This is a genomic window from Arcicella sp. GW821-FHT09D11, from assembly GCF_059416265.1.
This window is the reverse complement of record NZ_JBWKOV010000002.1, coordinates 475052-491450: the sequence shown is the minus strand read 5'-3', so window position 1 is coordinate 491450 and position 16399 is coordinate 475052. Positions and strand designations below refer to the sequence as shown.

Annotated in this window: 11 protein-coding genes; 8 read left to right on the top strand and 3 right to left on the bottom strand. The window is 36.5% G+C overall.

Going from position 1 to position 16399, the window contains the following annotated elements:
• Positions 1–203 precede the first annotated feature (203 nt).
• Together AC07N0_RS07220 and AC07N0_RS07215 are read left to right on the top strand one after the other, a co-directional pair.
• On the top strand, positions 204–1001 hold the full coding sequence (locus tag AC07N0_RS07220) for an SDR family oxidoreductase (protein ID WP_494588660.1): 798 nt from the start codon (positions 204–206) through the stop codon (positions 999–1001).
• A gap of 12 nt (positions 1002–1013) precedes the next feature.
• Positions 1014–1925, top strand: coding sequence for a helix-turn-helix domain-containing protein (locus AC07N0_RS07215; RefSeq protein WP_494588659.1), 912 nt, complete (start codon positions 1014–1016; stop codon positions 1923–1925).
• Positions 1926–2074: 149 nt separating this feature from the next.
• Here the strand turns inward: AC07N0_RS07215 and AC07N0_RS07210 are convergent, their stop codons facing one another.
• From AC07N0_RS07210 to AC07N0_RS07200, 3 genes are all read right to left on the bottom strand, one after another.
• On the bottom strand, positions 2075–2932 hold the full coding sequence (locus AC07N0_RS07210; protein WP_494588658.1) for a sugar phosphate isomerase/epimerase family protein: 858 nt from the start codon (positions 2930–2932) through the stop codon (positions 2075–2077).
• A 21-nt stretch (positions 2933–2953) separates the two neighbouring features.
• On the bottom strand, positions 2954–4072 hold the full coding sequence (locus tag AC07N0_RS07205; RefSeq protein ID WP_494588657.1) for a TolB family protein: 1119 nt from the start codon (positions 4070–4072) through the stop codon (positions 2954–2956).
• A 213-nt stretch (positions 4073–4285) separates the two neighbouring features.
• A complete protein-coding gene (locus AC07N0_RS07200; RefSeq protein ID WP_494588656.1) occupies positions 4286–5404 on the bottom strand; it encodes a glycoside hydrolase family 26 protein in 1119 nt (372 codons plus the stop codon).
• Positions 5405–5601: 197 nt separating this feature from the next.
• On the opposite strand from AC07N0_RS07200, the gene AC07N0_RS07195 reads away from it, so the two are divergent.
• The 6 genes from AC07N0_RS07195 to AC07N0_RS07170 all read left to right on the top strand — a co-directional run bounded on the left by AC07N0_RS07195 (position 5602) and on the right by AC07N0_RS07170 (position 16159).
• Positions 5602–6159, top strand: a complete 558-nt coding sequence (locus AC07N0_RS07195; protein ID WP_492801828.1) for an RNA polymerase sigma factor — start codon at positions 5602–5604, stop codon at positions 6157–6159.
• 85 nt (positions 6160–6244) lie between these two features.
• Positions 6245–7249 (top strand): FecR family protein, encoded by a 1005-nt coding sequence (locus AC07N0_RS07190; protein ID WP_492801826.1) that lies wholly within the window; start codon positions 6245–6247, stop codon positions 7247–7249.
• 315 nt (positions 7250–7564) lie between these two features.
• Entirely contained in the window at positions 7565–10915 is a 3351-nt protein-coding gene (locus AC07N0_RS07185; RefSeq protein ID WP_494588655.1) for a TonB-dependent receptor, read from the top strand.
• Between the two features lie 117 nt (positions 10916–11032).
• On the top strand, positions 11033–12616 hold the full coding sequence (locus tag AC07N0_RS07180) for a RagB/SusD family nutrient uptake outer membrane protein (protein ID WP_494588654.1): 1584 nt from the start codon (positions 11033–11035) through the stop codon (positions 12614–12616).
• A 121-nt stretch (positions 12617–12737) separates the two neighbouring features.
• On the top strand, positions 12738–13850 hold the full coding sequence (locus AC07N0_RS07175) for an acyltransferase family protein (RefSeq protein ID WP_494588653.1): 1113 nt from the start codon (positions 12738–12740) through the stop codon (positions 13848–13850).
• A gap of 68 nt (positions 13851–13918) precedes the next feature.
• Entirely contained in the window at positions 13919–16159 is a 2241-nt protein-coding gene (locus tag AC07N0_RS07170) for a GH92 family glycosyl hydrolase (protein WP_494588652.1), read from the top strand.
• Positions 16160–16399 lie beyond the last annotated feature (240 nt).

Genomic DNA, 16399 nt, shown 5'->3' with positions numbered 1-16399 from the left:
CCTCTATTTGTTTCATTGCAGTAGCTCGTTTCTAGCGAGTTACCACTATTAAATGGCTTCAAGCTATAAAAAATAAAAGTAATAATAGTTATTGAATTGTTTTTTTGATTTGATGCATTTTTGGATACAACATTTACTAATTTGGATACAGGCAAGAAGCAGTAGTTGATGAATTTTGTATATCAAATCTTAAATACAAAAACATGAAAACAATATTCATCACAGGGGCATCAACAGGTTTAGGGAAAGCAACAGCAAAATTATTTGCCTTAAATGGCTGGAAGGTAATTGCTACTATGCGCAAACCTGAAAACGAAACAGTGTTAAATCTTATTGACAACATTACGCTGTTACCATTAGACGTTACTAATTTAGCACAAATAAAAGAAACAGTACAAAAAGCAATTAATTTAGGCAATATTGATGTTGTATTCAATAATGCAGGTTATGGATTAATGGGACCTTTAGAATCTACTACAGATGCCCAATTGATACGTCAGTTAGAGACTAATCTTTTAGGAGTAATTCGTGTTACACAGGCATTTATTCCTTATTTTCGAGAAAAACAAGGTGGACTTTTTATCACAACTACCTCCATCGGCGGGCTGATTACTTTTCCATTTAGCTCGGTTTATCATGCTACAAAATGGGCATTGGAGGGCTGGAGCGAAAGTATGTCTTTCGAGTTAAAAAAAATTGGGGTTAGTATAAAAACAGTTTCCCCTGGTGGAATAAAAACTGACTTCTTGAGTCGTTCAGCGGATATGTCAGCCCATCCTGCTTATGATAAATGGGTTGAAAAATTATTCGCTGGTTTTAGTGAAGATAATTTTACGCCTGCCGACCAAATTGCTTCGGTAGTATACGAGGCAGCTACAGATGGTAAAGAAAAATTAAGATATATAGCAGGTGATGACGCCAAAGCATTATACGAACAGCGTTTGGCATTGGGAGATACACAATTTATGAAATCGATGGAGCAAATGTTTCTGGACAATTAAAATATCCATATCATGAAAAACAGTGAAAGTACACCACATAGATTTAATTCAATATCCGACCTACATCGGGTGCTTGGCTTACGAAAGCCTTTGCACCCTTTGATAAGTCTGGTAGATAATACGCAGATAGCGATTAACAAAGAAGACTTACAAACGTCTTTCTTGCTCAATTTTTATAAAATATCCTATAAAACAAGCCCGAGCGGAACGATAAAATATGGTCAGAATTATTATGATTTTGATGAAGGGAGCTTGGTTTTTACTTCGCCTAATCAATTACTGGCAACAACAGATGATACTGAATATTTAGGATATACATTACTTATTCATCCAGATTTTATCAGGAATCATACCTTAGGGAAAAATATTAAAAGCTATGGATTCTTTTCTTATGCTGTTCATGAAGCTCTCCACCTTTCAGATAAAGAAAAGCAAACGATTATATCCGTTTTTAAGAATATAGAAGATGAATTACACTCAAGTATTGATGATTTTAGTCAGGATATAGTTATTTCACAAATCGAGTTATTGTTGAACTATAGCAACCGATTTTATAAAAGACAATTTACCACTCGAAAAATGGTAAATAATGATATGCTGTATCAATTAGAAAAACTATTGAATGAATATTACAACGAGATAGCATTAATAAAAGGATTGCCAAGTGTTCAATATTTTTCTGACCAGTTGAATGTTTCACCGCGCTATTTAAGCGATATGCTTCGCTCATTAACAGGACAAAGTTCACAGCAATATATTCACGATAAATTAATTGAAAAGTCAAAAGAAATGTTGGCAACCACCAATTTATCGGTTAGTGAAATTGCCTATCAACTAGGTTTTGAATATCCACAATCATTTAGCAAATTATTTAAAAATAAGACTAAAGTTTCTCCATTAACATTTAAACACTCTTTTAACTAACTATAAAATCAATTAGTGATTTAGCCCTCTGCAGTCGCTCGCTTCAAGCGAGTGACGATTATTAAAAGGCTTCAAGCCTTAAAAAGAAACAGGCATGATGCCTGATAACAGCAGTCACTCGCTTGAAGCAAGCGAGTGCTATTTTATTCTTAAAGCCCTTTCAAATACTGAAGACCCAATGGCACATTTTCTAATTCATGTTCGCTTTCATCTTCGATGAAGTAGTGCTTGATGCCTATCTTTTTGGCTATTTTTAAGATGGCTGGCCAGTTGGCTTGACCTGTTCCTAATACAACATCGTTTTCTGCAGGAGTATGTCCTGAAGCATCCCCTACCACTCCTTTTTTCAAATCTTTTACGTGCATCAATTTCCAACGTGAGCCATATTTTTGTAATAATGCTTCTGGGTTAGCACCACCGTGAAGTGTCCATAAAACATCCATTTCAAACGATACATAGGCTGGATTAGTATTCTTCACCATATAATCGAAAAGCGTTCCACCTTCATAAGGTCTGAATTCATAGCCGTGGTCGTGATAGCAGAAAGTAAGTCCGTTTTCTTTCAATACTTTTCCCGCTTTGTTGAAAACTTCGACTGCTTTTTTGACATCTTCAATAGTAAATTCATTGCCTTTATGAGGAATCCAAGCACACATCACATACTTCGCTCCTAGTGCCTTGGCATTATCTACAACTTCCTGCGGATTTTTCTCTAATTGTTCATAACTACAACCCGCCGAAGGAATACTGATACCTCTTTCATTACATAGCTTTTTATATTCCGTATTAGTCAATCCCTTCGCTCCGCTACTTTCTAGTTCGGTAATGCCCATTGCTTGGATTTTATCCAACGTGTTCTCGACAGAAACAGGGAAATGCTTACGGAAAGTATACGCCTGTACACCAAATGGAAAATTAAATAAAGGTTTCTTCTTTTGGGCAAAGTTATCTGTGATGTTCAGCAACAACATTAATGTAATTGCTATCAAGTAAGATTGTTTTTTCATGTTCATAAAATTGGGTTTCAATTAATTAGAAATACTATTCGTAAAATTTAAAGACTTACTATCTGCTGACCAAACAAGCGAATTGCTAGTGGTCTGATTTCCATAAAAATGAGCAATAACCTTTGCCCCAATACCACCCGTTAAAGGAATGAGCCTGACCATTGCCTGCTTATATTGATTAGCATTTTCGGTATCATTCGGAAATGAAATAAAGGCTAACCATTTGCCATCTGGTGAAATACTTGGTGCTGTATTCTGATACTCATCGAAGGTTACTTGCTCTTTTTCTGAACCATCTGATTTTATTCGCCAGATTTGCGAATTGCCCTTATTATTGATTGAAATATATTGATACTTCGCTCCTACTTTTGTTTCAGTAATTACTTTACCCGTTACGGTATTGGCTTCTGATGCCGAAAGATTTTTACATAAGCCATTGGTGATATTTACATTTGTCAGAAGTGTTGGTAAAGACATCGCCTTCTCAGTTTTTATGGAATAATTAATTGGCTTATCAATACGCACATTCCATATTTTAGCCTCATCAATCGCCAGTGAATCATGCGAACAAACATACAGTCCAGCTAAAACAGCATCCTTCATTTCTGATGTGTATGAACCAACCGTTTGCAAAGGTTCTCCTTGATGCGCTACTCTCATCGTAATTTTTTTGCCTATTCTTTCTAACTGCACTACTTCAAAGCCTTTTTTTGTAAAAAAGATTTCGTCTTCAGGGTCACGCATATAAGCCCCACGTAATACTCTCCATTGCATCACGGTCAAGCCATCACCATGCGAAACTGCACTGACATGCGCAGCGGACTCATCCGCAGATTCCCGAATCATCCAGCCATATTTACGGTGATTATTGCCTTTATCACCGATGAATTCAAAATTGGCTGTCAACACAAAATCACCTTTTAGTTTTTGATACAAGTATTGAAATTCATCTCGATTGAACCAAATATTATAACCTGCTCCCTTGACATAATAAGTCTGAGTAGCTTCGTCGTAACGGGATAAACCTGCAATTTTAGGTTTCCCAACGTCGCCATGATTCTGAAAAACTCCGACTGGAGTATTCTGGGAAAAGCCAAAATAGCTACAGCATAGTAAGCAAAAAGTAATATAGATTTTCATAGTGAATAAATTGAATATATGAGAGGATGGTAATATAAAATTAAGCGATTTAAGTCCAACTGATTATCAACATTTTTTAAAGTAAATAAAGAGATAATTTAAATGGACTTAAATCGAGTGCTATTAAATAAATAGAGTAAGCTTATAATACATTTATCACTAGGGAGGGACTTAAGTCCCTCCCTAGTGATAAATGTATTATAAATAAGCTAATTACTTATTTTTACCATACACATCTTTCAAATCATTTTCAAAAAGCGTGTAAGGGTCGTTATAAAATTTCAGAAAGTCAGGTACGCTTACTTGTTCTGGAAATGGCGCATAAAAGTGGGTTGGACTTTTGCTATCATTCCTCCAAACTAATACATAGGCTAATTCCATCTTTTCAGATTTCAGTGCCTTTAATAATGTCTCTGTCCACCAAGTAGGGTTAGGGATTGATTCTAAGCCTGTTTCTGTAAAGGCAGCTAACTTATTGGCCTTTTTGGCGTAATCTGCTACAATTTTCAGCTTTTTTACGCCTGTTAGAATATCATATTTGCCATTTCTGCCAAAATCAGCGTAGTTGTCCATTCCTACCATATCTACCCATGCATCACCAGGGTATCTTTCTAAAAATTCTTGTTCTGTCCTGAATTTACAATCTGGTGAAAAGGCATAAATAAAATTATGAACATCCAGACTATCACGTAGATAAGTAACCGTAAATTGCCAAACGGATATAAAGTCTTCACGAGAACAATGAGATTTTCCCCACCAAAACCAATCACCATCAAATTCATGATAAGGTCTGAAAATCATAGGAGCTAACCTCCCATCCTGCCCTTTTACCGATTTAGTAAAATCAGCTACTGTTTTCAAAATTTCTTTATAGGCTTCATGATGCGACCCTCCAGGCTTTATCAATGCGATAGACGCTACCGAAACAGAGTCGTTCCAATAAAAGCCACCTTTGGATGCAGGATTAGAAAAATGCCAAGCTACCGTAGTAATTCCTCCACGATGATAGGTATCCACTACGTTTTTCCTTAATAACTCGGCTGTTTTAGCAATTTGTGCTGAAGGTCTACTCGACAATCCACTTAAATCTACGCCAATGACAGCAGGATGCGACCCTGTTACAGATTTTACATCTGAACGGTTTTCGTCACCAAACCAACCATGTCCATACTCGGTGGCATGTTGATGTCCAAAAAGAATATTTTTCTTGGAAATTTTTGCTAAACTTTGATATAACGCTTTGGTTTCGTTAGTGGCTTTTTTATCAATTTGTCCATAGCCAAATTCAACAAATACGATACTTAATAAAAGTAAAATGAATAACTTTTTCATGTTTCAAAATTTAAAATTGAGTGAATTATGTATTATTCATAAAAATATTGCGTAGAAATTCACATTCTACCCTTTTCTGAGTGTAAGCAGGATAGCAAAGCCCCTTAAATTGTATTTTAAAAATATTTTTTAAAATCATTTAGGGATTTTGACGACTTGTTTGACTATACATCAAATATTGATTCCGGAACAATCACATGAAGCATTCTCAACTAAGTGACGAACAACTGATAGACTTTCTGAAGAGGGACGACAAAAAGGCCTTTGAGGAAATCTACCATCGTTATTGGTACAAACTTTTCGGTGTTGCCTATCACGAAACTGGCACAAAGGAGGAAGCTGAAGAGCTTGTGCACGACTTGTTTGAAAGTCTTTGGCTAAAAAGAGAGCATTTAAACATTCGTTTCTTGAGTGCTTATTTGGTAGTAGCCATAAAGCACCTTACGACCAACTATATCAAATCTCAAATTACGAATAGGAAGTTTCAGGAATATATCATTTTTCACGAAATCCAGCAGTCTTTCTCAACCGAAGAAATTGTACATTTTGCAGATTTATCAAAAGCAGTGGATGAAGTATTAAAGAAATTACCAGAAAAAACCTGCGAAGTATTCAAGATGAGCAGATTCGAAAATCAATCTGTCAAAGACATCGCTCAACGTTTAGACCTTAGCGAAAAAGCTGTAGAATATCATATTACCAAATCGCTAAAAGTACTAAGAGAAAACTTAAAGGTGTATCACTCAGATAACTAAACATTCACATTTAAAACATATTAAACCCCATTCAACGCCTAGCATTTATAAATCAACTCCATACTTGCAGAAAAATTCACGAAAGATGAACCAATACGATTTCGATAAATTATTAGAAAAATACCTTGACGGAACTTGCACGACTGAAGAAGAGGCGATGATAAAGGAATGGTCCGACAATATGTTGAAGCATAGCGAACTGAGATTGAGCCCTTCTGAAAAAAATAATATCGAACACCACCTTTGGGAAAGAATCCAACACAGTTTATTTCCAAACAATGTAATTTCTGTCCGCTTCAAATGGACGGCAGTTGCCATTGCTGCTTCATTGATTATTGGCATATTTGGCTTATTCTATTATCAGAAAACCACGGCTTATACAAGCTCATTTACCGAAAGCATAGATAGCAACTTAGGTGTAATTGAAGTAAAAAACACCTCCTCAAAATCACAGAAAATTAAATTGGAAGACGGCAGTGAAATTGTATTGAAGGCCGCTAGTAGCATTAGTTATCCAGAACACTTTAATGATAAAAACCGCAGTGTGTATTTAAAAGGAGAAGCTTTTTTTAAGGTAAAACGAAATCCATCAAAACCATTCATTGTGCATACCCGCGATTTGGTTACAGAAGTATTAGGAACAAGTTTCACGATTAAATCTTACGACGATTCAAAAGCGATTGAGGTATTGGTAGTAACTGGCAGAGTATCTGTGTATGAAAATTCAGAAAAAACGGGCATTCATAAAAATGGTGTGATTTTGACGCCTAATCAAAAAATCACTTTTGATAAAGAAACAAAAAAAATAATTCCTAGTCTGGTTGAAAACCCTGTGATTGTAAACACACCCGCTACTCCACTTGATTTTATTTTTGACGAAACACCCTTAACCGAAGTACTCAATCGCTTAAAAGAAGCTTATCAAATTGAATTTGTCGTTGAAAATCATGAGTTAAATAAATGTGTGTTCACGGCAGATTTGAATGAAATTCCATTACACAGCCAACTTGATTTAATCTGTAAATCCATCAACGCTACTTACGAACAGCGTGGAACGGTGATTTTTGTCAATGGCGTTGGATGTCAATAAGCTGTTAGCCTTGAGCTATCAGCTTTGAGCAATGAGCTGTTAATCATTCAATTATCTTCTGGATAAAACCTAAAAAGGTCATGACTAAAAATTTTGTTGCTCAAAGCTCACTGCTCATTACTTAAAGCTAAAATAACTCAAAACTCTTAATTCCCATTAACTCCATGAAAACATAGTCGCTTTCACAAGAAAAAGCCGATAATGTTACGAGCATTACCGGCCTTAGAAAACCCCACCAAACGCCAATTCGGTGGCATCGCAACGATGCTTAGGGTTTGTTTTTCCACATTTCACAGTTTAAAAACAGTTAAAAGTATGAAAAAAAAATTATCATTTAAAAAGATTCTCTCCAAAGCGATGCGAATTACCATTACCCAACTATTCCTCTCGATAATCTGTTGTGGGATTTCTCTCGCAAACAGTGCTTTTTCGCAAGAGGTACTCAATAAAAGTATTACGCTAAGAACTGGGTCGAGTACTATTAAAAAGGTATTGTTCCAGCTAGAGAAGAAAGCAGATGTTAAGTTTGTCTATAGCCCAAATGCCATTCAGGCAGAGCAAATTGTGTCTTTCAATTTTACTGACGATAAATTATCAAAGGTTTTAGAAGACCTTCTTACACCCTTAAATATTTCGTATGAAGTAATTGACAATCGTATTCTTCTTCGCAAAAAAGCGAGTGCTGAAAGAGAAAACATTCAATCGCTCATCCCAAACGAAATAATCGCCGAACAAACAATCAGCGGAACCATCACCGATGAAAAAGGACAAGCATTGCCAGGGGTTTCGGTATTGGTAAAAAACACCAACAGAGGTACTGCAACCGATACAAAAGGACAGTATAAAATTGCGGTACCTGATGGAAACAACACCTTGATTTTCTCTTTTGTGGGGTATCAGAAACAGGAAGTTGTGGTGAATGGTCGTTCGGTAATCAACGTATCTATGTTAGTTGAAAACCAAAGTTTGGAAGAAGTAGTAGTAGTAGGTTATGGTACGCAGTCGCGTAAAAACTTGACAAGTGCTATTACAACTATCAAACCAGAGGATATGAACAGAGGAGCCATCAGTGATGTTGGCCAGTTATTACAAGGTAAAGTGCCAGGCTTAAACATTACTCGTAGTGGTGACCCTAACCGTGCGGCCGCTATTATTTTACGTGGCGTGTCTTCACTTCGTGATGGTGCACAATCACCATTGTTTGTAATTGATGGCGTACCAGGGGCTGATATTTCGTTGATTGCACCAGATGATATTGCGACGATGGACATCTTGAAAGATGCTGCTGCTACTGCAATCTATGGTAACCGTGCTGCCAATGGTGTAATCATGGTTACGACAAAACGTGCTAATAAAGGGCAAATGCAGGTTTCATATAGTTCGTATATGGCAATCGACAAAGTGTCTAAGCAATACAACATGATGGATGCTACTCAGTTGAAAACATTTTTAACGAAAAATGGACAAGCTTTATCACCAGAGGATGATTTAGGGGCAAATACCAACTGGCAAGATGCTGTTCAACGTAGTTCAGCAATTAGCCAAAACCATAATATTTCATTTGGTGGTGGAAACGAAAATACGATTTACAATGCAAGTATCAATTACTTCGACCAAGAAGGTATTGTAAAATCAAGTGCTTTGAATCGTGTAGTAGCAAGATTATCTATCGAACAAAAAGCATTTAACGATAATTTGAAATTGGGTTTATCAGTAACCAATTCAGTAAGTGATGCCAAATGGGTTCCTTACAGAAACACTGTTTTAGCACAAATGTTGACTTATTTGCCAACAGTTCCTGTACATAACGCAGACGGTTCTTTTTATGATAACTTCAACAAATCTAGTTATTATAACCCTGTTTCTTTGATTGAAAACGGACAAGAACGCTTGAAATACAAGAGTTTAATTGGTACTTTCTTCGGGCAGTTAAAACTTCCTTTAGGCTTTACCTATGATGTTAAATTCTCGTACCAAAATTTCCAAACAAATTATGGTGCATACTACAATAGTTATTATACACAATATTATAATAATATTCGTAGCACACCAGAACCTCCGGGAAACCCATCTTTCATCACTTTAGTAGGTGCCAATGGTCTGGCAACAAGAAATGCGTATCAAAATACCCAGAACTTATTAGAAACCTATCTTACTTGGGACAAACAAATTGGAGACCATTCAATTAATGCTGTAGTGGGTTATTCTTGGCAAGAAAGTATCAATGGCGACGGCTTCCAAGCAACTAGTACAAACTTCCCAGTTGATGCGGTTGGTTACAACAATTTAGGTTTAGGAAATCCTTATGCCGTTAACTCATTCAGGGTAAATTATGGCGGTGATAATTATCAACAAGTACGTTTAATTTCAGATTTTGGTCGTGTTAATTATAATTACAAAAACAAGTACTTATTGCAAGGGTCAATCCGTCGTGATGGTTCTTCGGTATTTGGCTTGAACAAACAGTGGGGGTATTTCCCAGCAGTAGGTTTCGCTTGGAGAGTTGACCAAGAAGGATTCATGGAAAAACAACAGGTTTTCAGTGAATTAAAATTACGTCTTAGTTATGGTGTAACAGGTAACTCTTTAGGTTTTAGTCCTTATACAACCAAGTTGATTTATGGGAACATTGGTACATTCTATTACAATGGTTCTCAATTATCAGCTATTGGTGCATTACAAAACGAAAACCCAGATTTGGGTTGGGAAAAAACAGCGACATCTAACTTAGGTCTTGATTTCGCTATTTTGAAAGGAAAAGTAAGCGGTACATTGGAAGTGTATGACAAAACGACTTCTGATTTGATTTGGACGTATCCCGTGAGTACTGTATTATATCCAAATGGTTCATTAACAGCCAACGTTGGAAAAATGAGCAACAAAGGCGTAGAATTTACATTAAATGTAAATGCTGTTAAAACCCAAAACTTTTCTTGGAATACTACCATCAACTTAGCGCATAATCAAAACAAAATTGTCAGCCTTTCTAATTCAACACTTAAAACAGATTCAGTTAAAATTGTACAACCTGATGGTGCAGGACAAACTGGAGAAACAGTACAGTTGATTGTAGCAGGACAACCAATTGGACAATTCTTTACTTATGAGTACGCAGGAAAAGATGCCAATGGTGTTTCGCAATACTATAATGCAAAAGGCGAACTAACTACCAAACCTATTAGTGTAAAAGACTACAAAGCTTTGGGAAATGCACAACCTAAGTTATTAATAGGCTGGTCAAACAATTTTACGTACAAAAACTTCGACTTGAATATTTTCATGCGTGCAGTTTTAGGCAACAAAATCATGAATATTACTCGTGCAGATTTATTCAGACCAAGTACAGCAAGATTTACCAATATTCCTGTTGAAGTTGCCGAAGAATCCGCAAACGATTTTAACTCTTATCGTTACTCATCACGTTTCTTAGAAAATGGTAGCTACTTGCGTTTAGACAATGCTACTTTGGGTTATTCATTCAAGAATATTACCAAAAACATCAAACGTATTCGTTTGTATACTTCAGTAAACAACTTGTTTGTGATTACAGGCTATAAAGGTATCGACCCTGAAATCAATCAAGGTGGTACAGCACCAGGTGTAGATGCTAACAACTTCTATCCTAAAACACGTACATTCTTGTTTGGTGTTTCCGCCTCATTCTAAAAACATTTACAATAATTCAAACAGTACCTATGAAGCAATTAGCTGAATAAATAATATTTTTTGAGATTTCGTCTTAGAAAATTAGGTGCTGTTCAAAACTATTAATGCTAGAAACAGATGAAAAAAATATTTCAATTAATAATAACCATTGCAAGCATAAGTGGATTAATGGCTTGCCATGACCTTGATGTCCCCGTAACAACACAACTAACGCCAGAGATTTTCCCTCAAACCCCTACACAGTTTATCCAAGCTGCAGGCCCAACGTACAATGCTTTTCGTCAAAATTATGCAACTGACTACTGGTTTTTACAGTCGTTGAGTACAGATGAAGCAATTTTACCTGCACGTGGAGGAAACTGGTATGATGGCGGACGTTATGAACAACATCACAAACATACTTGGAACCAAGATAACGCACACGTACAAAGTGCTTGGGCATGGTTGACAAGTACCATCAGTACAAGTAATCAGAATATTTTCTTGATTTCAAAAGCACCAGAATCTACTGTAAAACAAACCAGTTTGGCAGAGTTAAAGACTATACGTGCTTTATGTTACTTTATGATGATGGATATGTGGGGAAATATTCCCATTTCAACAAAATTTGGTGATACAACTACGGCTAAAACAACCGCTAGAGCTGATGTATTTAAGTTTATTGAAAAAGAATTACAAGAAAGTATTCCGAACCTAAGCACAGTAGTTGGTCAAGAAACGTATGGTCGTCCGAACAAATATACTGCCTATGCTATATTAGCAAAAATGTATTTGAATGCTGAAGTTTACACAGGTACTGCTCGTTGGAACGATGCTATCACGGCTTGTGATAACATCATCAGTTCAGGAAAATATGCCATTGAAAGTGATTATCGTAAAATGTTTTTCGTCAATAATGGTCCGCAAATCAAGGAATTTATTTTTGCCATTCCTTTTGATGCCTCCGCTCCGAATGGGTATATGTTTTATGCTCGATACTCGATACCAAGATCATTGCGTGCTAAATTCAGTTTACCATTTACACCAAGTTCGGCATCAAGTACTTTACCAGAATACTATGCCTATTACAATGACCCTAAAGACGTAAGAAATCAGCAATGGATTACGGGTAAGCAATTTGACTACAAGGGTGTACCTGTAACGGTATCCACAACCAAACAAGGTTATGACGAAGATTATAAAGGTGCAGATGCTGGGGCTGCTTTGACTTATCAAGTAGATATTACCCCAGATGTTATCATTAAAAAACCTGCCACTTTTGATTTAGGAAATGATGAGAAAGCTTGGAATATGGGTTATCGTAACAACAAATTTTATGCTGACAGTACTTCGGCAACTAGAAATCAAAACAACGATGTACCGATTTTCAGATATGCAGATATATTGTTAATGAAAGCTGAGGCAATTGCTAGAGGAGGTTCTGCTACGAACGGACAAACGGCTATCTCATTAGTAAATGAAGTAAGAAGCAAACGTACTACTTCAACAGCTTGGACTTCTGTTACTTTACAACAACTTTACGAAGAAAGAGCTAGAGAGTTCGCTTGGGAAACTTGGCACCGTAATGATATGATTCGTTTTGGTAAATATGAAGATACTTGGGGAGCAAAAACTGATAAGGATATTAAAAAACGCCTTTTCCCAATTCCGACAAATGCTTTACAATTAAACACCTCATTAACTCAGAATCCTGGGTATTAAGATTTAGTTGATTACGCTTACTTATCAATAGCTTTGTATCAAAGAGTTTTTTTGGTGCAAAGCTATTGTTTTCAAGAGCCATTATGAAAATGTAAATTGTATAAATTTATAGACATCCCTTATGCAAAAAAGTAGCCCTTCCTCGCGTTTACAATCACTTGATGCCCTCAGAGGCTTTGATATGTTTTGGATAATCAGTGGCGAAGGCTTAATTCATGAATGGGCAAAAGTCTCTGACAATATGCTTATCAATTGGATGTCTAGCCAATTACACCACTCAGATTGGAATGGCTTTACTTTTTATGATTTAATATTCCCTCTCTTTATTTTTATTGCTGGGATTTCGATGCCATATAGCATTGGAAAACAGTTAGCAAATCAAAACCCTAAAAGTAAAATTTTAAAAAGCTTATTAAAAAGAGCCGTCATCCTGATTATTCTTGGTACAATCGTCAATGGTTTATTCAAATGGCAAGGTTGTGAAAATACACGCATTGCCAGTGTACTAGGCAGAATCGCACTTTCTTGTTTATTCGCAGGTATTATCTTTATTTATACAGACCTCCGAACACAAATCTTTATTTTCTTCGGTATTCTTATAGGCTATTTTTTACTGATGAACTATGTACCTGTCCCCAATTTTGGTGCTGGTATTTTGACCAAAGAAGGCAATTTATCAGCTCATCTCGACCGACTTTTCCTTCCCGGAAAACTTCATCGAAAGGTTTATGACCCTGAAGGGCTGTTATCAACCTTACCTGCAATTTGCAATGCGCTATTAGGCGTTTTTACAGGGCAGTTCTTACTATTAACCAATATTGCTAAATTAAAAAAGGTATTTGTAATATCAGCTAGTGGCATTGTTTGTATCCTATTAGCTTGGCTTTGGAATCCATTTTTTCCGATTAATAAAATCATGTGGACAAGCTCTTTTGTACTTTGCTCAGGTGGTTTTAGTTTACTGTTTATGGCTTTCTTTTATTTGGTGATAGATGTGCTAGCCATCAAATTCTGGATAGCACCATTCGTTTGGATTGGTATGAATTCCATTACCATTTACATGGCCGCTCATGGCTTAATTAACTTTGAGTCTACAGCCAATTATTTGTTCGGAGGATTAATTCAACAACTTAGTACCACATGGCAACCTGTGGGATTAGCAACAGGAATTGTTTTAGTACAATTGGGCTTTTTGTATTTTTTATATCGCCAGAAATGGTTTTTGAAAGTCTAGAAAAATACCAATTTAACCTACTTTATAAAAATATTACGAAAAAATCGAAGCAACATATTTTCAATAAAATGAGCAAAAGAAATATTCTTCTCGCTTTGTTATTTCCCTTAGCAAGCATAGCCCAAAAACAACCCGTCGATTATGTAAATCCATTGATTGGCTCGGCACCCAGTACAACAGAAAGTGCTAAAAAACACAGTGAAGCGGGGTCGGAAATGAAAGGACAAATTGTACCAGCCATCGGTGTGCCACAAGGCATGACCTCTTGGACGCCCCAAACCCGCGCTACTGAATTAAAGTGTATTCCTCCTTTTTATTATAACGATACTAAAATTCAGGGTTTTAGAGGAACACACTGGATGAATGGTAGTTGTGTGCAAGATTATGGCAGTGTTACTATCATGCCAATGTCTGGAAAATTGAATGTGAATACAACAGACAGAGGGAGTGATTTCGACCGAAAAACTGAAATAGTAAAGCCTTATTATTATCAGGTAAATCTGAAAAAAGGGAATATCAAAGCTGAAATGACGGCTCTTTCTCGTGCAGGATTTTTACAATTTGCTTTTAGCCAACATCAGGATAACTATGTAATGATTGAACCCAATTCGGACGAAGGCGAAGGCTTTGTTGAGATTCATCCTGAAAAAAATGAAATAGTTGGTTATAATCCCGTCCACAGGATTTATCAAGGTTTTGGTAAGCCCGCAGGTTTCAGTGGATATTTTGTCATTCAATTTGACCAATCTTTTACAGATTATGGCACTTGGAAGAATAATGATATAAATGCCAAATCTGTACAAGCACAAGGCAATGGACAAAAACAGGCTGTTGGGGCTTATGCGCAATTCGGCAATAAAATAGTGAAAGTGCGTATTGGGACTTCGTTTACTAGTTTGGAAGGAGCGCGAAAGAATCTGGAAGGCGAAATCAATCATTGGGATTTTTCAAAAACCCGTCAAGCATCAAATTTAGCTTGGAATAAAGCCCTTAGTAAAATTCAAGTAAAAGGCACAGAATATGATAAAACCTTGTTTTATTCTGCCTTATATCATACCAAACTTACACCCAGAATATTCTCGGATATTGATGGTTCTTACACTGGTTTTGCCGATGATGATAACATTTACAAAGCCAAAGGTTTTGATTATTATGAAGATTATAACCTGTGGGATACTTACAGAGCGGTACATCCATTGCATACGTTGCTAGAACCTAAAGTAACCGCAGATATGATGCAATCTTTAGTCAAAAAAGCAGAACAAGGTACTTGGTTGCCTATTTTTCCATGCTGGAATCATTATACTGCTGCCATGATTGGCGACCACGCCATTGCGGCCATTGGTGATGCCTACATCAAGGGTATCAAAGGTTTTGATATTAAAACGGCTTATCAATATATGCGTAAAAATGCTTTTGAAGTAAATACAGACCAAAAAAGTTATGAAGAAGGCAAAGGAAGAAGGGCATTGGCATCTTACTTAAAATACAATTATATCCCCCTTGAAGATTCCGTTTGGCAAGCTTTCCATAAAAGAGAACAGGTTTCGCGTACTTTAGAATATGCTTATGACGATTTTGTATTAGCTCAAGTAGCCCAAAAGCTGGGCGAAAAAGCTGATTATGAAGTCTTGATGAAACGTTCTAAGAACTACCAAAATGTAATAGACCCACAAACTGGCTACGCTCGTGGGCGTTATGCTGATGGTAGTTGGATTGCTAAATTCGACCCCTTTGCACAACGTAGTAGTTTTATTACCGAAGGCTCGCCTGCTCAATATACCTTCTATGTACCACAAGATGTTGAAGGCTTGATAAAACACATTGGTGGGCAAAAACGCTTTATAGAAAAGCTAGATACGCTATTCGACCAAGGCTATTATTGGCATGGCAATGAACCCAACAATCAAATCGTGTATCTATATCCTTTTGCTAATCAGGCGTGGAAAACACAGGCTAAAGTACGCCAGATTATTAAAGAAGAATACGATATTTCGGCAGGTGGAATGAGTGGCAACGAAGATGGTGGACAGATGTCAGCTTGGTTGGTTTTTAGTATGATGGGCTATTACCCCGTTTGTCCGGGTACGCCAAATTATGTGATTGGTAGCCCAACTTTTGATGAAACGACGCTCCAGTTGCCTAACGGAAAGCAATTTAAGATTATTGCGAAAGGTAATTCGGCAAAAGCGCCATATATTCAATCGGCCACATTGAATGGAAAGCCTTTTACACAGAAATTCATTACGCATCAACAAATTATGGCAGGGGGTGTTTTAGTATTTACGATGAGCCATAAGAGTTTATGAGCTTATAAGTTGAAGGTTTATGAGTTTAAGGTTTAGAGGTTAATGTTTATGAGTTTAGAAGTTAAAGGTTTAAAGCTTAGAGAAATGCTAATATTTATAAGGTTCAAATTTAAACTTTGTAAACGTAAAAGTGCACTCATAATCTTATCAACTAAAAAAACTCATGAACCTTTATCTCATAAACTCCATAATAACACAGGGCAGAATTAAACTATTTCAATAAAAACTTATACTAGGAGT

Excerpts from the sequence above, each read along its gene's own strand:
- AC07N0_RS07220 (WP_494588660.1), top strand. The coding sequence starts at position 204 with ATGAAAACAATATTCATCACAGGGGCATCAACAGGTTTAGGGAAAGCA.
- AC07N0_RS07215 (WP_494588659.1), top strand. The coding sequence starts at position 1,014 with ATGAAAAACAGTGAAAGTACACCACATAGATTTAATTCAATATCCGAC.
- AC07N0_RS07210 (WP_494588658.1), bottom strand. The coding sequence starts at position 2,932 with ATGAAAAAACAATCTTACTTGATAGCAATTACATTAATGTTGTTGCTG.
- AC07N0_RS07205 (WP_494588657.1), bottom strand. The coding sequence starts at position 4,072 with ATGAAAATCTATATTACTTTTTGCTTACTATGCTGTAGCTATTTTGGC.
- AC07N0_RS07200 (WP_494588656.1), bottom strand. The coding sequence starts at position 5,404 with ATGAAAAAGTTATTCATTTTACTTTTATTAAGTATCGTATTTGTTGAA.
- AC07N0_RS07195 (WP_492801828.1), top strand. The coding sequence starts at position 5,602 with ATGAAGCATTCTCAACTAAGTGACGAACAACTGATAGACTTTCTGAAG.
- AC07N0_RS07190 (WP_492801826.1), top strand. The coding sequence starts at position 6,245 with ATGAACCAATACGATTTCGATAAATTATTAGAAAAATACCTTGACGGA.
- AC07N0_RS07185 (WP_494588655.1), top strand. The coding sequence starts at position 7,565 with ATGAAAAAAAAATTATCATTTAAAAAGATTCTCTCCAAAGCGATGCGA.
- AC07N0_RS07180 (WP_494588654.1), top strand. The coding sequence starts at position 11,033 with ATGAAAAAAATATTTCAATTAATAATAACCATTGCAAGCATAAGTGGA.
- AC07N0_RS07175 (WP_494588653.1), top strand. The coding sequence starts at position 12,738 with ATGCAAAAAAGTAGCCCTTCCTCGCGTTTACAATCACTTGATGCCCTC.
- AC07N0_RS07170 (WP_494588652.1), top strand. The coding sequence starts at position 13,919 with ATGAGCAAAAGAAATATTCTTCTCGCTTTGTTATTTCCCTTAGCAAGC.